Below are 14794 nucleotides of genomic sequence, written 5' to 3' on the forward strand. Positions count from 1 at the left end.
CTCCGCGAGGGAGTGCCCGCCGCCCGGTCCGGGTGGTGTGCGCTGCCACCGTCCCCACGAGGCAGCGCGGGCGAACGGCCGTCCGGTCATCGGGGACGGCGGTCCGCCGGTTCAGGGGGCCCCGACCGCTTCGGCGGCGGGCCGTACGGACATGCCCAGGGCGGGCAGCAGGCACGCGTCGACGAACCGCACGAGGTACTCGGCGTCGGCGTCGCGCCCCTCCAGGACCGGCCGGATGCGCAGTACGCCCATCAGCTGGGCCGGCAGGAACTCCACGGCCGGGTGCCCGGCGGGGAGTTCTCCCCGCGCCACGGCCCGCTCCACGATCGCGTGGAACGCCGTCAGCTCGGGCTCCACGAGCGCCTCGCGCAGGGCCGCCTTCAGCTCCTCGTCGCTCAGTACCGCGATCCCGAGCGCCTGCATGAGCCGGGTGTCGCGGCCCGAGGTGCAGGCCGCGGTCCGCGCCGCCTCGCGCAGGTCGTCCACCAGGTTGCCGGTGTCCACCGCCGCGAGCGTTCCCCGCCGGTCCGCGCGCAGGGCGGCGGCGACGAGCTGCGGCTTGGTCTTCCACTGCCGGTAGAGCGTGGACTTCCCGCAGCTGGCCCGGGCGGCGATGGCCTCCATGGTCAGCGCCTCGTAGCCGTCCTCGCGCAGCTGCTCCAGGACGGCGTCGTAGAGCTGCTGCTCCCGCTCCGGTGTGATCTTGGAGCGGCGCGCGGGGGCCGGGGTGGCGGCCGGCGTCGGCGACGTCATGGGGCGGCTCTCCTCGGTGGCGCTTCGGGGCTCGGGGGTTCGGGCCCAGGTGCCGGAACCGACGGTATCCGGCCGTGTCCTGTGCTGTCTGGCGGGATTCCGATCCGGTGAAAGTCTACTGGAACGCGAGCGTATCGGTACACGCTCGTATCGGTACACCGGCGTATCGATACGCAAATGTATCGATACACTGGCGTGTCGATGAGTGCCCGTGTACAGGAAGCGAGACCGGGGGATGACCTCCCACACCACACCCGCCGAGGCCGGCGCGGGGCCGCGTACGCCGGGATCGCCGCGCGCCCGGGAGCAGCGCCTCCGCCTCGTGCGCGAGCTGCTGCTCGTCGCCGGTCTCTTCGCCGTGTACAAGGCCGGCCGGCTGCTCTCCACCGGCCGCACCGACGAGGCCTTCCGCAACGCCGGACACGTCTGGGACACCGAGCGCGCCCTGCGCCTGCCCGGCGAGGGCCTGGTCCAGCGGCTGCTCCTGGACGGCCCCGGCGACACCCTCGTACACGCCGCGAACACGTACTACGCGGCCGTGCACTTCCCCGCCACGGTCCTCTTCCTCGGCTGGCTCTACGTACGCCGCCCCGCGCACTACCTCTGGACCCGCCGCGTCCTCGCCGTCCTCACCGGCGCGGCCCTCGTCCTGCACCTGAGCTTCCCCCTCGCGCCCCCGCGGATGCTGGCCGCCGCCCACCTGATCGACACCGGCCAGGTCTACGGCCCCACCGTCTACGGAGCCGCGCCCGCCGCCGACACCATGGCCAACCAGTTCGCGGCGATGCCCTCCCTGCACTTCGGCTGGGCGCTGATGCTGGCCCTCGGCATGATCGCCGCCACCTCATCCCGGTGGCGCGCCCTGTGGCTGCTGCACCCGCTGCTGACCCTGCTGGTGATCGTCGGCACCGCGAACCACTACTGGCTCGACGCGATCGTCGCGACCCTGCTGCTGGGGGCCACCCTGCTCCTGGTCCCGCGCCCGGCCCCGCGCTCGCTCGTCGCCGCACGTCACGTACCGGGCCGGCGGGCGGGTGCTCCCGCGGCGTCCGCCCCGGCCCCCGTGGGCAGTGCCGGGACCGTGGGGGCGACGCGGTGAACGCCACCCTCGTAGCCGTCCTGCTCTGCCTCGCCTCGGCCGTCACCTACGCGGCCGCCGCCGTCGCCCAGGAACGCCTCGCCCGCCGCGCGGTCGCCCGCAGCGCCACGGCTCTGCTCGGCAACGGCGCCTGGTGGTGGTCGGCCGGGCTGAACGCCGCCGCCGCGCTTCTGCACGCCGCCGCCCTGCGGTACGGGCCGCTCACCCTGGTCCAGCCCCTCGGGGCGCTCACCCTGGTCGCAGCCGTCCCCCTGGGCGCGCACGGCGCCGGGCGGCGGGTCGCGGCCACCGAGTGGCGCGGCACCCTGGCCACCGTCGTCGGCCTCGCGCTGCTCCTGCTGCCCGCTTCGGGTCCGGCCCCCGACGACACCCTCACCCTGGCCGAGGCCCTCGCCGTCTCCGGGGCGACGGCCGCGGTGATCCTGCTGCTGACCGTACGGAGGGACACGAGCTCGGGGCTGCGCCACGCGACGGCCTCGGGGCTGGCCTCCGCGGCCGCCTCCGCCCTGACCCAGACCGTCGCCGTGGCGGGCGGCCGCGGCGGGGCGCTGCTCAGCGTCCGGGTCGTCTCCGTGGGGCTGCTCGTCGTGGTCTTCGCGGTCGGCGGGATGCTCCTGTCCCAACGGGCCTACCGGGGCGGTCTCGGAGCCCCGCTCGCGGTGGTCAACCTCGCCAACCCGCTGGCGGCGGCCGCGATCGGCATGGTGCTGCTCGGCGAACGCCTCCACGGCGGAGCGGTCGGGGTCCTGCTGGCGGCGGCGGGCGCGGTCGCGGCGGCGCGGGGCGTGCTGCTGCTCACGCGGACTCCGGCGCAGCCGGCGCCCGTCGCGCCGACGGAGACGGTGACGGGCGCCGCTCCGAAGGCGGTTGCCGCCGCTCCGACCGCGATGCTCCCCACGCCGACCGCGGTTGCCGTCGCGCCCAGCGCGGTCTCCACGGCGCACACGGTGGGCGGCGCCGCGGCCGTCGTCGCCGACGGCGTTCCCTCTCAGGCCGCGCCGATGGCCCGTATGTCAGCATGACCCCCATGACTGCTGACCACGGATCACCTTTCTCGCTCTGGTCCGAGGACTCGATCCTCTCCATCGGCTCCGTGGGGTCGATCCTCTCCATCGGATCGGTGGGCTCGATCCTCTCCGTGGGCTCGATCGGCAGCGTGCTGTCGGTGGCCTCGATCGGATCGGCCCAGTCTGCCGGTTCGCTGGCGTCCTGGCTGAGCGTGGGCTCGGTGCTCTCCGCCCGGTCGACCCTGTCGGCGCTGTCCTGGCGCTCCCGGCGCGGGTTCCTGGCGGTCGGCGCGGTGACCGCGACCGCCGTCCTGCTGGCCCGGACCCGGCGGGCCTGAGAACCGTTTCGCCACTTCGTGCGTCCTCCTCGGTGACAACGAGGAACGCGCACAACGAGCGCGCGCACGGCGCGCGACCAAAGAAGCGGAGTGAACGGGCATGGGCATCATCAGCTGGATCATCCTTGGACTGCTCGCGGGCGGGATCGCCAAGGTCCTGCTGCCCGGCCGTGACCCCGGCGGCCTGATCGTCACCACCCTCATCGGCATCGCCGGCGCCTTCACCGGCGGCTGGCTCTCGGCGAAGTTCCTGGACCGGCCCATCCAGAACGAGTTCTTCGACCTCGCGACCTGGGGCTCCGCCATCGCCGGCTCCCTGGTCCTGCTCATCGCCTACCGGCTCCTCTTCGGCAACTCCCGCCGCTGACGTCCGGTACCCCGGTACCACCTTCGCGGGTGGTCACCGGCGGCGCCTACGATGACCGGCCATGGACAGCAGTGAGGCCGGCAGACGACTGATCGACGGGCGCTTCGAACTGGGGGAGCCCCTGGGCAGCGGCGGGATGGGCACCGTATGGCGGGCCCGCGACATCGCGCTGCACCGGGACGTCGCCCTCAAGGAGGTGCGGCCGCCGGATCCCGCGACCGCCGCCGCCCAGCCCGGTCTCACCGTCCAGTTGCGCGAACGGGCCGTCCGCGAGGCCCGCGCCCTCGCCCGGCTCGCCCACCCGAACGTGGTCACCATCCACCACATCGTGGAACCCGCGGACGGGGCCGAAGGCCATCCGTGGATCGTGATGGAACTGGTCCGGGGCGGCTCCCTGCACGACCGGCTGGCCGACGGGCCGATGCCGGTGGCCGACGTGCTGCGGCTCGGCCTCGACGTGCTCTCCGCGCTGCGGGCCGCGCACGCGGAGGGGGTCCTGCACCGGGACGTGAAACCGGCCAACGTGCTGCTGCGGCCCGACGGTTCCGCGGTGCTCACGGACTTCGGGATCGCGGCCCTGCACGGGTCGACCGCGCTGACCTCGACCGGTGTGCTGATCGGCTCGCCGGAGTACATCGCCCCGGAGCGGGCGCGCGGCGAGGAGGGGCTGCCCGCCTCCGACCTGTGGTCGCTCGGCATGCTGCTGTACGTGGCCTCGGAGGGGGTGCACCCGCTGCGCCGGGCCACCACCCTGGCCACCGTGGTCGCGGTGCTCGACGAGCCGATCCCCGCGCCGGTACGGTCCGGCCCGCTGGGGCCCGTACTGGAACGGCTGCTCGTACGGGACGTGGCCGCGCGGCCGGACGCCGAGCAGCTGGAAGCGCTGCTCCGGAGTGCGAGCGGTGCTCTCTCCGGAGCCACGCCGGTACTGCCCCCGGTAGCCCTCGGGCAGTTCGGTCCGGTGACCCCGGGCCCCGGCACGGCCCCGATGCCGACCCCGGCCCCGCATCCGAACCCGGCGGCGCCGCCCGCCCCCGCGCCGTTCGTCCCGGGCGCGGGAAACCCGTACTCGTCGACCGTGCCGGTGTCCGTGGCCGTCCCCGCTCCGTCCGGCCCGCGCCGCCGCCGTCCGGTGCTGCTCGCCGGAATCCTCGCCGTGGTCCTGACCGCCGCGGTGATCGGCCTCGTGAAGTGGCTGCCCGGCGGGGACGGTGACAGCGGGGCGGACAAGGGCGGCGACACGAAGGTGTCGGCCACCCCGTCCCTACCGGTCTCCTCGGGCCCGGGCACCGCGGCCGCGCCGGCACCCACCCCGAAGGCGAGCGCGTCCAAGACGGCGGCCGCCCCCAAGGGCAGCCTGATCGACCCGGCCAACATCCGTACCGCCGTCGAGGCGCTGAAGCAGCAGACGGGCACCACCAGCTTCGTCAACATGCGCGTCTACGACGAGTACGTGATCGCCGACATCCCCACCGCGCCCGGGGCGAAGACGGTCGACTCCTGGCAGTACCGGGGCGGCGTGGCCAAGCGCAGCGGTCCCGCCGGGACGGTCAAGGCGGGCGATCCGCTGATGGACATGGCCGCGCTCGACTGGAACGCCCTCCCCGGGCTGATGGCCCAGGCGACCAAGGAACTCCACGTCGAGAACCCGAGCTCGCGCTACCTGAACGTCTCCCCGTGGCTCGGGGCCCCGGCCATCCGCCCCTACCTGAGCGACGAGTACGGACAGGGCGGTTACGTCCTCGCCGGTACCGACTTCAAGATCAAGAAGGTCTACGGTTCCTGATCACAACGGGGGCGGACGACCCCCGGCGGACAGCACACAGGCGAAACGGAAGCGGAGCACCAGCACCATGCCCACCTGGCGGACCACGCTCACCTCGGCCGGGATATCCGGCCCCCGGCTCCGCGGCGACTACACGCACGCGGCCCGCCGGGTCCTGCGCCGGGAGCCCGCGCCCTACCTGGCCCTGCGCCTGCTCGCCGCGCCCCCGCTCGTGCCCTGGCTGGCGGCCGGACTCGCCTTCATGAACCGGGTGGACGACGTCGCCGAGACCGGAACCCCGGGGCAGCGGACCGCCGGGCTGGAGCGGCTGACCGCCGACGTGCGCCACGCACTGGAGACCGGCGACAGCCCCGATCCGCTGCTGCGCGCCTACGCCCACGCCGTCGACTCCCGCGGCCTGCCCGCCGCATGGGTCTTCCGGTTCCTCGACGGAGCCGCCACCGCGGAGGCGGTCTTCGACGGCTTCGCCACCGAGGAGGAGTTCCAGGGCTACCTCGACGCCTACGCCTGGCCCGGCGTGCTGGCCTTCACCGGGTTGCAGTTCCGGGGCGGACCCGACGCGGAACAGGCCGCGGCCTGGCGGCGGTTCGTGGACGCCGCCCAGCGGGTCGACTTCCTCGCCGACCTCGCCGGAGACCTCGCCGACGGCAGGCTCTGCATCCCGCGCGCCCGTCTCGCCGAGCATTCCGTGACCCGGGCCGACCTCGAACAGGCCCGCGACACCCCGGCCGTACGGGAGCTCCTGGCGGCCGAGTGCGGCCGCGCCCGAACGGCGCTCGCCGCCGCCGAAGGCATACTCGACCTGACCGAACCCGGCCTGCGGGCGGTCGTCGTGACGATGACGGAGCTCATGGGGCACCAGCTCGCGGCGGTGGAGCGGGCCGGCACCGGCGCCCTGCGCAAGGACGTCGGCTACGGCCTCGCGGCCCCGCTGCGTACCCTGGCCCGCGCCCGGGCCACCCGGCCGCGCACCACGAAGTGAACCTGGAGCCATCGATGCCGCAGATCACCGTCGACTACTCGGCGAACTTGTCCGAAGCCTTCGACCGGCGGGGGTTCGCGCTCGCGCTGCACGAGCTGACCGTCAGGGTGGCCGATGCCGCCCTCGAGAACTGCAAGACCCGCTTCCGGTGCCTCGACGAGGTGTACGTGGGCGACGGCGCGCCCGGGAAGGCGCTCGTCCACGTCCAGGTGGGCCTGCTGCCCGGCCGGTCCGAGGCCGTCAAGGCCGAGTTGAGCGAGGCCGCGCTCGCGCTGCTGCCCAAGTACACCGCCACCGGGGCGAACGCACCCGGTGGCGTGGTGCACGCCTCGGTGGACGTGAGCGAACTGGGAGCGGCGTACCGCAAGCGCGTGGGGGGCTGAAGACCGGCCGGCGTCCGCGCGCCTGCGTCCCCGTCAGTAGGCGCCGTTGACGTTGTCGATCGAGCCGTAGCGGGCTGCCGCGTAGTTGCAGGCGGCCGTGATGTTGGCGACCGGGTCGTAGGAGTCCAGGGACGTGCCCGGGACGTGATAGGCGCGGAAGGTCGGGTCGATGACCTGGAGCAGACCCTTGGAGGGGATGCCCGCAGCCGCGTTGGAGTCCCAGTTGTTGATGGCCATCGGATTCCCCGAGGATTCCCGCATCACATTGCGGTGAATTCCTTCGTAGCTGCCGGGAATTCCGTGCTGCGCCATGACGGCGAGCGACTGCCGGATCCATCCGTCGAGGTTGTTCGCGTACCCGGTGGACGCGGCCGCGGGGGCGGCGGCGGGCTTGGCGGCACCCAGGTTCAGGTTCAGTTTCAGGCCGGGGCGGATGGCCGAGGGGTCGGCGCCGACGACGCTCTTGTTGGCCTCGTAGAGCTGCTTCCAGCCCCCGCTGAGGGAGTGCTCGGCCGCGATCTTGCTCAGGGTGTCGCCGCTGACCACGGAATAGGTCGTCGGCACGGCGGTCACTTCGGCCGCTCCGGCCGTGGTCGCGCTGATCAGCGGGAGGGCCAGCGCCGCGCTGCCCGTACCGGCCAGGGCCAGCTTGCGGGTGAGTGCGTGGTGCTGCTTCGGCCGGCGGTGCTTTCCCTTAGCGGGCATGGCGGAATTCCTCACGTGGGGGTACGGGAGAGCCCTGGCGGAGGCCGGATTCGGCAGCTGACCACCGGGAACGAGGTGACCGTAGGACAGCTCGCGGGGCCGGAACAAGACATCAATTCGACCGGGAGATCGACTTCTCTTCGAAGGCCCGGTGGATGACCTTGAATGGAGATCCGGGAATTACCGAAATTCCGTCCGGGAAAAGGGATTCGGCCTTCTCGGGAAAATGATGTTGACCCGGCGCGCGTGACTCACATCACGGGCTGCCGGGCGTTTGGCCAAACCGGGCAAGTCGCCCGTCGCCGGGGCCGATTCGGGCGACCCGCCTGTTGGCGGCGAATCGCCCATACGGGACCATTCAGGTCTCGTGCGTGACCGTGCCGTCCTCGTCCATCGGGGGGTGGATCCTGCACGGACCGCACCCGCCCTCCTCCTCGTCCGACGGCCGCGGGCCCTCCGGCCCGTCGGGCCCGATCCGGACCACCCGGCGCATCCGCGCGACCAGCAGCTCCCGGCCGTCGTCGAGGCGTGCGGCGTCGCCGCCCGAGGCCCGGAATTCCGCCGCCACCCGGGCGTACCCGGCCCGCCGGACCTCCGGCAGGTCGTACAGGGCCGGCCAGAGCAGCGTCAGCATGTGCACCAGCGCCCGGCGCGCCGCGTGCGGGGTCGCCATCGGCACGGTCACCGGCTCCCAGCCCGCCGCCGTGCGCTCCAGCACCCGGTACGCGGCCGGCAGCAGCACGGTCCCCGCGTGGGTGCGCAGCGCCCGCCGCGAGTCCGCCCGTACGTCCGCCGGGTAGCGGGGGCTGCGGTAGTGCAGGCCCATCAGGGCGAGCCGCTCGGAGGCCTCCATGACGCCGGTCGCCGCGGTGTGGTCGATCACGAAGTCCGCGTCGGGCTCCGGACCGCGGGTCCCCGGCTCCCAGTCGCGCACGGCGGGCTCCGGATCGGTGGGACGGGGCGGCTCGGGGCCCTCGTCGTTGCTGAAGACGATCTCGTCGCAGCGCACCACCCGGTAGCGGGTCCCGGCCGCCGTGAGCTCGTCGACCCGCTCCGTCTCCAGCCGCGCCACGGCGGCCAGCAGCTCCCTGCGGACCGCCCGGTCGTCGGTGTCGTCCTTGGCCCGGAACCACAGGGCGGAATTGAGGCTGTCCCGCGCGTCCTGCGGGAGCCCGCACGTGACCGGGGTCAGTACCCGCCACCGGTGCCCGCCGCCCTCGTCCTTGCAGGCGATCCCGAAGAGCGGACCCCGGACGATGTAGCGCGTGTACTTGCGCGCCGCGTCGCAGGCGTCGGCCTCCTGTGCCGCGGCCACCGGGTGCGCCACGGGCTCGACGTTCATGTAGAGGTGCTCGCGCCCGGGAGGTACCTCACTGCTCATGGCGCATTCTGGGCACACCCCGCGGGGGACCGCCGCCGCCATCCGCAACTCGCTCCCGAATCCCGCAGGTTGTGGTAAACGGACTAGAAGCCGTCCGGTGTCCAGCGCAGGGTCATGTCGGGCAGGTTCTCCATGTTCCGGTGGCCGTCGCTGGTGTCGAGGACCCTGAAGCCGTGGAGCTCGTAGAACGCGCGGGCATCGGCGTTCTGCTGGAAGACGTGCAGGGACACCCCGTCGGGGCTGTGCCGTCTGACCTCGTCGAGCAGGAGCGTGCCGATGCCCCGGCGGCGGACGTCCGGTCGCAGATAGAGGTGTTCGAGCACGTCCCCCTCAAGGGCGGCATAGCCGAGGATCTCTCCGTCGCGCACCGCCACCCACGTCCGGCATGACGTGAGCAGGACGTCCTCGACCCATCGGGCGACCTGTTCGTGACTGCGCTTCTGCGGAGGCAGATACGGCATCGTCGCCATCCGAGAGGTCATGTGGACACGTGCGATCGACGCCGCGTCCGCCACGCGCGCGAAACGGAGCTCGGTCCTGCCGGCATCATTCACAGCGGGAGCCTACTGCCCCGGCCGGAGCGCGAGCCGGCCGATATCGCGGTCAGCCGTTTTGGCCGCAGCGCTGAACGTCGGCGAGTTCCCGTCGCGCCGACGCGATCGACTGCGCGCTCGCCGGGAGCAGGGGGAGGCGTACGTCGGGGGTCGGGATCCGGCCCTGCGCGTGCAACACCCCCTTGACCACCGTCGGGTTGGGCTCGGCGAAGGCCGCCGTGGACAGCCGGGCCAGCGCGTGGCCCAGCGTCCGGGCCCGCTCGGTGTCTCCCGCCCGCCAGGCCGCTTCGAGCTCGACGAACCGGTCCGTCGCGAGGTGCGCGGAGGCGAGGATCGCGCCCGCCGCGCCGAGGGCGAGCATCGGCGACGCGTACGCGTCGTCCCCCGCCAACACCGCGAATCCGTCCGGCAGATCGCCGAGCAGCGTCACCGCGTCCTGGTCGAGTGAGCCGACGGCGTACTTCACCCCGGCCACCCCGGGCAGCTCCCCGATCGTCCGCAGCGCGGCCGCGTCCAGCGACCGCCCGGTCCGGTAGGGGATGTGATAGACGATCAGCGGTACGGGGCTCACCTCGGCCAGCCGCGTGAAGTGCGCGATCACCCCGGCGACCGAGGGCCGGACGAAGGACGGCACGGTCACGAGCGCCGCCCGTGCCTCGGGCCAGTGCTTCAGCCGGGCCAGGGACTCCTCGGCGGCGCGGGTCCCGCTCGCCCCGGCGCCGATGCTCAGGTGGGCCCCGCGCTCTCGGCAGACCCGGGCGCAGACGTCGGTGACGAGGTCGCGCTCCGCCTCGTCGAGGGTGGCCGCCTCGCCCGTGGTGCCGAGGGCCACGATGCCGGCGGCGCCCGCGTCGAGCACCTCGTGCGCGAGCGCCTCCAGCGCCCCGGCGGCCACGTCTCCGGCGGCGGTGAAGGGGGTGATCAGGGGGACGTGGATCCCGTGCGGTCCCGGGAGGTTCTGTGTCATGCGTCGAGCCTGACGTGGTCCGAGCGTCGAATCCAGTTCGCATTTCTTACGTGAACCGTAAGCTGATCCGATGCTCGATGTACGACGCCTGCGCCTGCTGCGCGAACTCGCCCGCCGGGGGACCATCGCCGCCGTGGCCGAGGCGCTCTCCTTCAGCCCTTCGGCCGTGTCCCAGCAGCTCGGCGTCCTCGAACGCGAGGCCGGCCTGCCCCTGCTGGAGCGCACCGGCCGCCGGGTCCGGCTCACCCCCGCCGGGCAGAACCTCGTCCGGTACGCCGAGGAGGTGCTGGCGCTGCTGGAGCAGGCCGACGCCGATCTCGCCGAAGCGCGCAGCGGCCTGGCCGGAGCGCTGCGGATCGGATCCTTCCCCACCGCCACCCGGGCCATTGTCCCGGCGGCCCTGGCCGCTCTGGCCCGCCGCCATCCGGGGCTCGAACCGATGGTGTCGGAGACCGACCCGGCGGCCGTCGCGCACGCCCTGCGGGCCGGGGACCTGGACGTGGCCCTGATCCACGAGTACGACTTCGTTCCCGCTCCGGACGAACCGGGGCTCGCCACGGAGCCGCTCTACCGGGAGGCGATGTACCTGGCGGCTCCGGCCGTGCCCGAGGCGGCCTCCGGCCCGGGCGCACCGCTCGGTACCCACGCCGGCGCGCCCTGGATCACGGCCACGCCCGGCACGCTCTGCCACGCCATGACCGTCCGGGCCTGTCAGGCCGCCGGGTTCGAGCCGAGGATCCGGCACCAGGTGGACGAGTTCGCCACCGTCCTCGCGCTGGTCGCGGCCGGCCAGGGGGTGGCCGTGGTGCCGTACCTCGGGATCACCGGGCACGCGGATCCGGCCGTCACGCTCACCCGCCTGCCCATGGAACGCCGCACCATGGTGGCCTTCCGCAGCGGGGCCGGCGGTCACCCCGCCGTGGCCGCCTTCACCGCGGCCCTGCGCGCGGCGGTACCACCGGAACTGGCTGGTTAGCGCCGTGCCGGGCCGGGCCAGCGCGCCGGGGAAGTGCGGCAACTCCCGCACGCCGGAAAGCGCGTGTACGTTGGCCGGACCGGCGGATCCTTCGCGGGAGCGGCCGGTGACAGGACCTGGCAGCCGACCAGACCGTGATCGAGATCGGGGTAGCAAGTGACGCATCGCGTACGAGGGGTCATCGCCCGGAGCAAGGGCGCGCCGGTGGAGACCACGACGATCCTCGTTCCCGACCCGGGGCCCGGCGAGGCGCTCGTACGGGTCCAGGCCTGCGGCGTCTGCCACACCGACCTGCACTACCGCGAGGGCGGCATCAACGACGAGTTCCCGTTCCTGCTCGGCCACGAGGCCGCCGGGGTCGTCGAATCGGTCGGCCCCGACGTCACCTCCGTGGCCCCCGGCGACTTCGTGGTCCTCAACTGGCGTGCGGTGTGCGGAAGCTGTCGGGCCTGCAAGCGCGGCCGCCCCTGGTACTGCTTCAACACGCACAACGCCACCCAGCCCATGACCCTGGAGGACGGCACCCCGCTCTCCCCGGCCCTCGGGATCGGGGCCTTCGCCGAGAAGACCCTGGTCGCCGCCGGCCAGTGCACCAAGGTGGACCCGGCCGCCTCGCCGGCCGCCGCCGGACTGCTCGGCTGCGGTGTGATGGCCGGCCTCGGCGCGGCCCTGAACACCGGCAACGTCGGGCGCGGCGACTCCGTCGCCGTCATCGGCTGCGGGGGAGTGGGCAACGCCGCCGTGGCCGGCGCCCGGCTGGCCGGCGCCTCGCGGATCATCGCCGTGGACCTGGACGACCGGAAGCTGGAATGGGCGCGCGGGCTCGGCGCCACCCACACCGTCAACGGCGCCGCCGTGGACGTGGTCGAGGCCATCCAGGAGCTGACCGGCGGCAACGGCGCGGACGTGGTCATCGAGGCCGTCGGCCGCCCCGAGACGTACCGGCAGGCGTTCTACGCGCGCGACCTGGCCGGCACGGTGGTCCTGGTCGGCGTCCCGACGCCGGAGATGCGCCTCGAACTCCCGCTGATCGACGTCTTCGGGCGCGGCGGGGCCCTGAAGTCCTCCTGGTACGGGGACTGCCTGCCCGAACGGGACTTCCCGCTGCTCGTCGACCTCTACCTGCAGGGGCGGCTCGACCTCGACGCGTTCGTCTCCGAGCGGATCGCGCTGGACGGGGTCGAGGCGGCCTTCGCGCGCATGGAGCGGGGTGAGGTGCTCCGCTCGGTCGTCGAGTTCTGACCTGCGGCCGGGTGGCCCCGGTAAGGGCCGGAGCCACCCGGCAGTCCGTACTAGACTCGGCGGCACCGCCAATCCGCACCCCGGCCGCGACCAGGCCCGGGCAGAGGTACCCGAGGGGCCGTTCGTGACCGTCAGTGCCAGCTACCGCCAGCCCGGTGTCGTGCTCACCGACCACCACTTCACCGTCCCGCTGGACCACGCCCGCCCCGACGGCGAGCGGATCGAGCTGTACGCGCGGGAGCTGGTCGCCACCGGCAAGGACCCGGAATCCCTGCCCTGGCTGCTCTACCTGGAGGGCGGTCCCGGCTTCGGCGCCCGCCGGTTCACCGGCCGCCAGGCCTGGCTGGAGCGGGCCCTGACGGAGTACCGGGTGCTCCTCCTCGACCAGCGCGGAACGGGCCGTTCCACCCCGGCCAACCGGCAGACCCTGCCTCTGCGCGGCACCCCGGAGCAGCAGGCCGAGTACCTCGCCCACTTCCGCGCCGACTCCATCGTCCGCGACGCCGAGACCATCCGGCCCCTGCTCACCGGCGGTGCGCCCTGGACGGTCCTCGGCCAGAGCTTCGGCGGCTTCTGCGTCACCCACTACCTCGGCGCCGCCCCCGAGGGGCTGAGCGCCGCCCTGATCACCGGCGGCCTGCCGTCCCTCGACGCCACGGCGGCCGAGGTCTACGAAGCCGCGTACCCCCGCGTGGAGCGCAAGAACCTCGCGCACTACGCCCGTTACCCCATGGACGTCGAGCGCGCCCGCCGGATCGCCGCCCACCTCGCCGAGCGGCCGGCCGAACTCCCCGGCGGCTACCGGCTGACGGCCGAGGCCTTCCAGTCCCTCGGCCTCCTCCTCGGCGGCTCGGACGGCAGCCACCAGCTGCACTACCTGCTGGAGGACGCCTTCGTCCCCACCACGGCCGGGCCCGCCCTCTCCGACGCCTTCCTGGAGGGCGTCCAGGGGCAGCTCTCCTTCGCCGGACACCCGCTGTACGCACTGCTCCACGAGTCGATCTACGCGCAGGATCCCGGCGCACCCACCGGCTGGGCGGCCGAGCGGGTCCGCGCGGACCACCCGCGCTTCGACGCCGCCAAGACCCTCGCGGGCGACGAGGCGCTGTACTTCACCGGCGAGACCATCCACCCCTGGCACTTCACCTGCGATCCCGCGCTCGCCCCGCTGCGCGAGACCGCGGAACTGCTGGCCGCCCGTACCGGATGGACCCCGCTGTACGACCGGGCGCGGCTCGCCGCCAACGAGGTGCCGGTGGCCGCCGCCGTCTACCACGACGACATGTACGTGGACACCGCGGACTCCCTCGCCACCGCCCGGGCGATCCGCGGCCTGAAGACCTGGGTGACGGACGAGTTCGAACACGACGGAGTCCGCGCAGGCGGGCCGCGCGTCCTGGACCGGCTGCTGGCCCTCGTACGAGACGAGCTCTGACCCGGTAGCCCTACGCCCCCGGTGCCCGGGGCGCGGCAGGTTCAACGAAGGGCCGGGTCAGGTGCGCGGTGGCCAGCAGGGCGCCGCGGCGCACCGCCAGGGCCAGCAGCTCCTCCCGGGAGGCCCGGGCGGCGGCCCGGTCGCGCTCGTGCGAGTAGGGGACGGCCGGATCGGCCAGCTGCACGGCGTGGACCAGTACGTCACCCGTGACGAGCACGTCCCGCTCGCCGCCGCCCGGGCCGGACCGCTCCACGAGCACCGACTGGTGCCCGGGAGTGTGCCCGGGCGTCGGGAGCAGGGTCAGGCCGGGGGCGAGCCGGTGGACCCCGGACACCTCGTGCAACTGCCCGGTGGCCCGCAGCGGAGCCACCACCCATTCCCAGACGGGGTCCGCCCGGTCCAGGGCCGCCACCTCCGCGTCCTGTACGAGGTACCGCGCGGCCGGGAAGAACGGCTGCCCGGCCGGGTCCAGGGTCCAGCCCGTGTGGTCCTCGTGCAGATGGGTCAGGACCACCGCCTCCACGTCGCCCGGGTCGATCCCGGCCTCCTCGAGCGCGGCGGGCAGCCGGCCCGGGACCGGCGCCCAGCCCGCCGCGGGCCCGTGCGCCGGGCCGACCCCCGCGTCGACGAGCACCCAGCGGCCGTGCGGCCGGGAGACGGCGAAGCACCGGAAGTCCAGCCGCCAGGCGCCGTCCGGACCGGCCGCGCCGGGATCCAGGAGCGCGGCCCGCGCCCAGTCGGCGGCACCGGCCCCGGGGAACGCCGTACGGGCCGGCTCGAAGAAGGTCCCGGAGGCGTCCAGCAGGGCCGTCACCACTC

16 protein-coding genes are annotated in these 14794 nt (G+C 73.9%); 10 read left to right on the forward strand and 6 right to left on the reverse strand.

Going from position 1 to position 14794, the window contains the following annotated elements:
- Window positions 1-111: 111 nt before the first annotated feature.
- Window positions 112-753, reverse strand: a complete 642-nt coding sequence (locus ACWGDE_RS25535; protein WP_453391357.1) for a TetR/AcrR family transcriptional regulator — start codon at window positions 751-753, stop codon at window positions 112-114.
- Window positions 754-988: 235 nt separating this feature from the next.
- On the opposite strand from ACWGDE_RS25535, the gene ACWGDE_RS25540 reads away from it, so the two are divergent.
- The 7 genes from ACWGDE_RS25540 (at window position 989) to ACWGDE_RS25570 (ending at window position 6715) form a co-directional block, all read left to right on the forward strand.
- Window positions 989-1852 carry a phosphatase PAP2 family protein gene (locus ACWGDE_RS25540; protein WP_453391358.1) on the forward strand — a complete coding sequence of 288 codons (864 nt, stop codon included), beginning with the start codon at window positions 989-991 and terminating at the stop codon, window positions 1850-1852.
- Window positions 1849-2874: a hypothetical protein gene (locus tag ACWGDE_RS25545; RefSeq protein WP_453391359.1), complete on the forward strand. Its 1026-nt coding sequence runs from the start codon at window positions 1849-1851 to the stop codon at window positions 2872-2874. Before ACWGDE_RS25540 ends, ACWGDE_RS25545 begins: the two co-directional genes overlap by 4 nt.
- Before the next feature lie 5 nt (window positions 2875-2879).
- A complete protein-coding gene (locus ACWGDE_RS25550) occupies window positions 2880-3197 on the forward strand; it encodes a hypothetical protein (RefSeq protein WP_453391360.1) in 318 nt (105 codons plus the stop codon).
- Between the two features lie 100 nt (window positions 3198-3297).
- Window positions 3298-3564, forward strand: a complete 267-nt coding sequence (locus ACWGDE_RS25555; RefSeq protein ID WP_453391361.1) for a GlsB/YeaQ/YmgE family stress response membrane protein — start codon at window positions 3298-3300, stop codon at window positions 3562-3564.
- A 61-nt stretch (window positions 3565-3625) separates the two neighbouring features.
- A complete protein-coding gene (locus ACWGDE_RS25560; protein WP_453391362.1) occupies window positions 3626-5350 on the forward strand; it encodes a serine/threonine-protein kinase in 1725 nt (574 codons plus the stop codon).
- A gap of 67 nt (window positions 5351-5417) precedes the next feature.
- Window positions 5418-6332, forward strand: coding sequence for a phytoene/squalene synthase family protein (locus tag ACWGDE_RS25565; protein ID WP_453391363.1), 915 nt, complete (start codon window positions 5418-5420; stop codon window positions 6330-6332).
- A gap of 14 nt (window positions 6333-6346) precedes the next feature.
- Window positions 6347-6715, forward strand: coding sequence for a 5-carboxymethyl-2-hydroxymuconate Delta-isomerase (locus tag ACWGDE_RS25570; RefSeq protein WP_453391364.1), 369 nt, complete (start codon window positions 6347-6349; stop codon window positions 6713-6715).
- A 33-nt stretch (window positions 6716-6748) separates the two neighbouring features.
- Here ACWGDE_RS25570 and ACWGDE_RS25575 read toward each other — a convergent pair whose 3' ends face one another.
- From ACWGDE_RS25575 to ACWGDE_RS25590, 4 genes are all read right to left on the reverse strand, one after another.
- Window positions 6749-7420 carry a transglycosylase SLT domain-containing protein gene (locus ACWGDE_RS25575; protein ID WP_453391365.1) on the reverse strand — a complete coding sequence of 224 codons (672 nt, stop codon included), beginning with the start codon at window positions 7418-7420 and terminating at the stop codon, window positions 6749-6751.
- A 358-nt stretch (window positions 7421-7778) separates the two neighbouring features.
- Window positions 7779-8801, reverse strand: a complete 1023-nt coding sequence (locus tag ACWGDE_RS25580) for a DUF5954 family protein (RefSeq protein ID WP_453391366.1) — start codon at window positions 8799-8801, stop codon at window positions 7779-7781.
- 83 nt (window positions 8802-8884) lie between these two features.
- Window positions 8885-9262, reverse strand: a complete 378-nt coding sequence (locus tag ACWGDE_RS25585) for an N-acetyltransferase family protein (protein WP_453391372.1) — start codon at window positions 9260-9262, stop codon at window positions 8885-8887.
- A 142-nt stretch (window positions 9263-9404) separates the two neighbouring features.
- Window positions 9405-10322, reverse strand: coding sequence for a dihydrodipicolinate synthase family protein (locus tag ACWGDE_RS25590; protein WP_453391367.1), 918 nt, complete (start codon window positions 10320-10322; stop codon window positions 9405-9407).
- A 70-nt stretch (window positions 10323-10392) separates the two neighbouring features.
- Here ACWGDE_RS25590 and ACWGDE_RS25595 point away from each other — a divergent pair, with 70 nt between their 5' ends.
- The 3 genes from ACWGDE_RS25595 to ACWGDE_RS25605 all read left to right on the forward strand — a co-directional run bounded on the left by ACWGDE_RS25595 (window position 10393) and on the right by ACWGDE_RS25605 (window position 13975).
- On the forward strand, window positions 10393-11298 hold the full coding sequence (locus ACWGDE_RS25595) for a LysR substrate-binding domain-containing protein (RefSeq protein WP_453391368.1): 906 nt from the start codon (window positions 10393-10395) through the stop codon (window positions 11296-11298).
- A 156-nt stretch (window positions 11299-11454) separates the two neighbouring features.
- On the forward strand, window positions 11455-12540 hold the full coding sequence (locus ACWGDE_RS25600) for an S-(hydroxymethyl)mycothiol dehydrogenase (protein ID WP_453391369.1): 1086 nt from the start codon (window positions 11455-11457) through the stop codon (window positions 12538-12540).
- 124 nt (window positions 12541-12664) lie between these two features.
- On the forward strand, window positions 12665-13975 hold the full coding sequence (locus tag ACWGDE_RS25605) for an alpha/beta fold hydrolase (protein ID WP_453391370.1): 1311 nt from the start codon (window positions 12665-12667) through the stop codon (window positions 13973-13975).
- A gap of 10 nt (window positions 13976-13985) precedes the next feature.
- Here the strand turns inward: ACWGDE_RS25605 and ACWGDE_RS25610 are convergent, their stop codons facing one another.
- Complete coding sequence (locus ACWGDE_RS25610; RefSeq protein ID WP_453391371.1) at window positions 13986-14792, reverse strand: MBL fold metallo-hydrolase; 807 nt, start codon at window positions 14790-14792, stop codon at window positions 13986-13988.
- Window positions 14793-14794 lie beyond the last annotated feature (2 nt).

This window comes from Streptomyces sp. NPDC054956 (assembly GCF_053609185.1).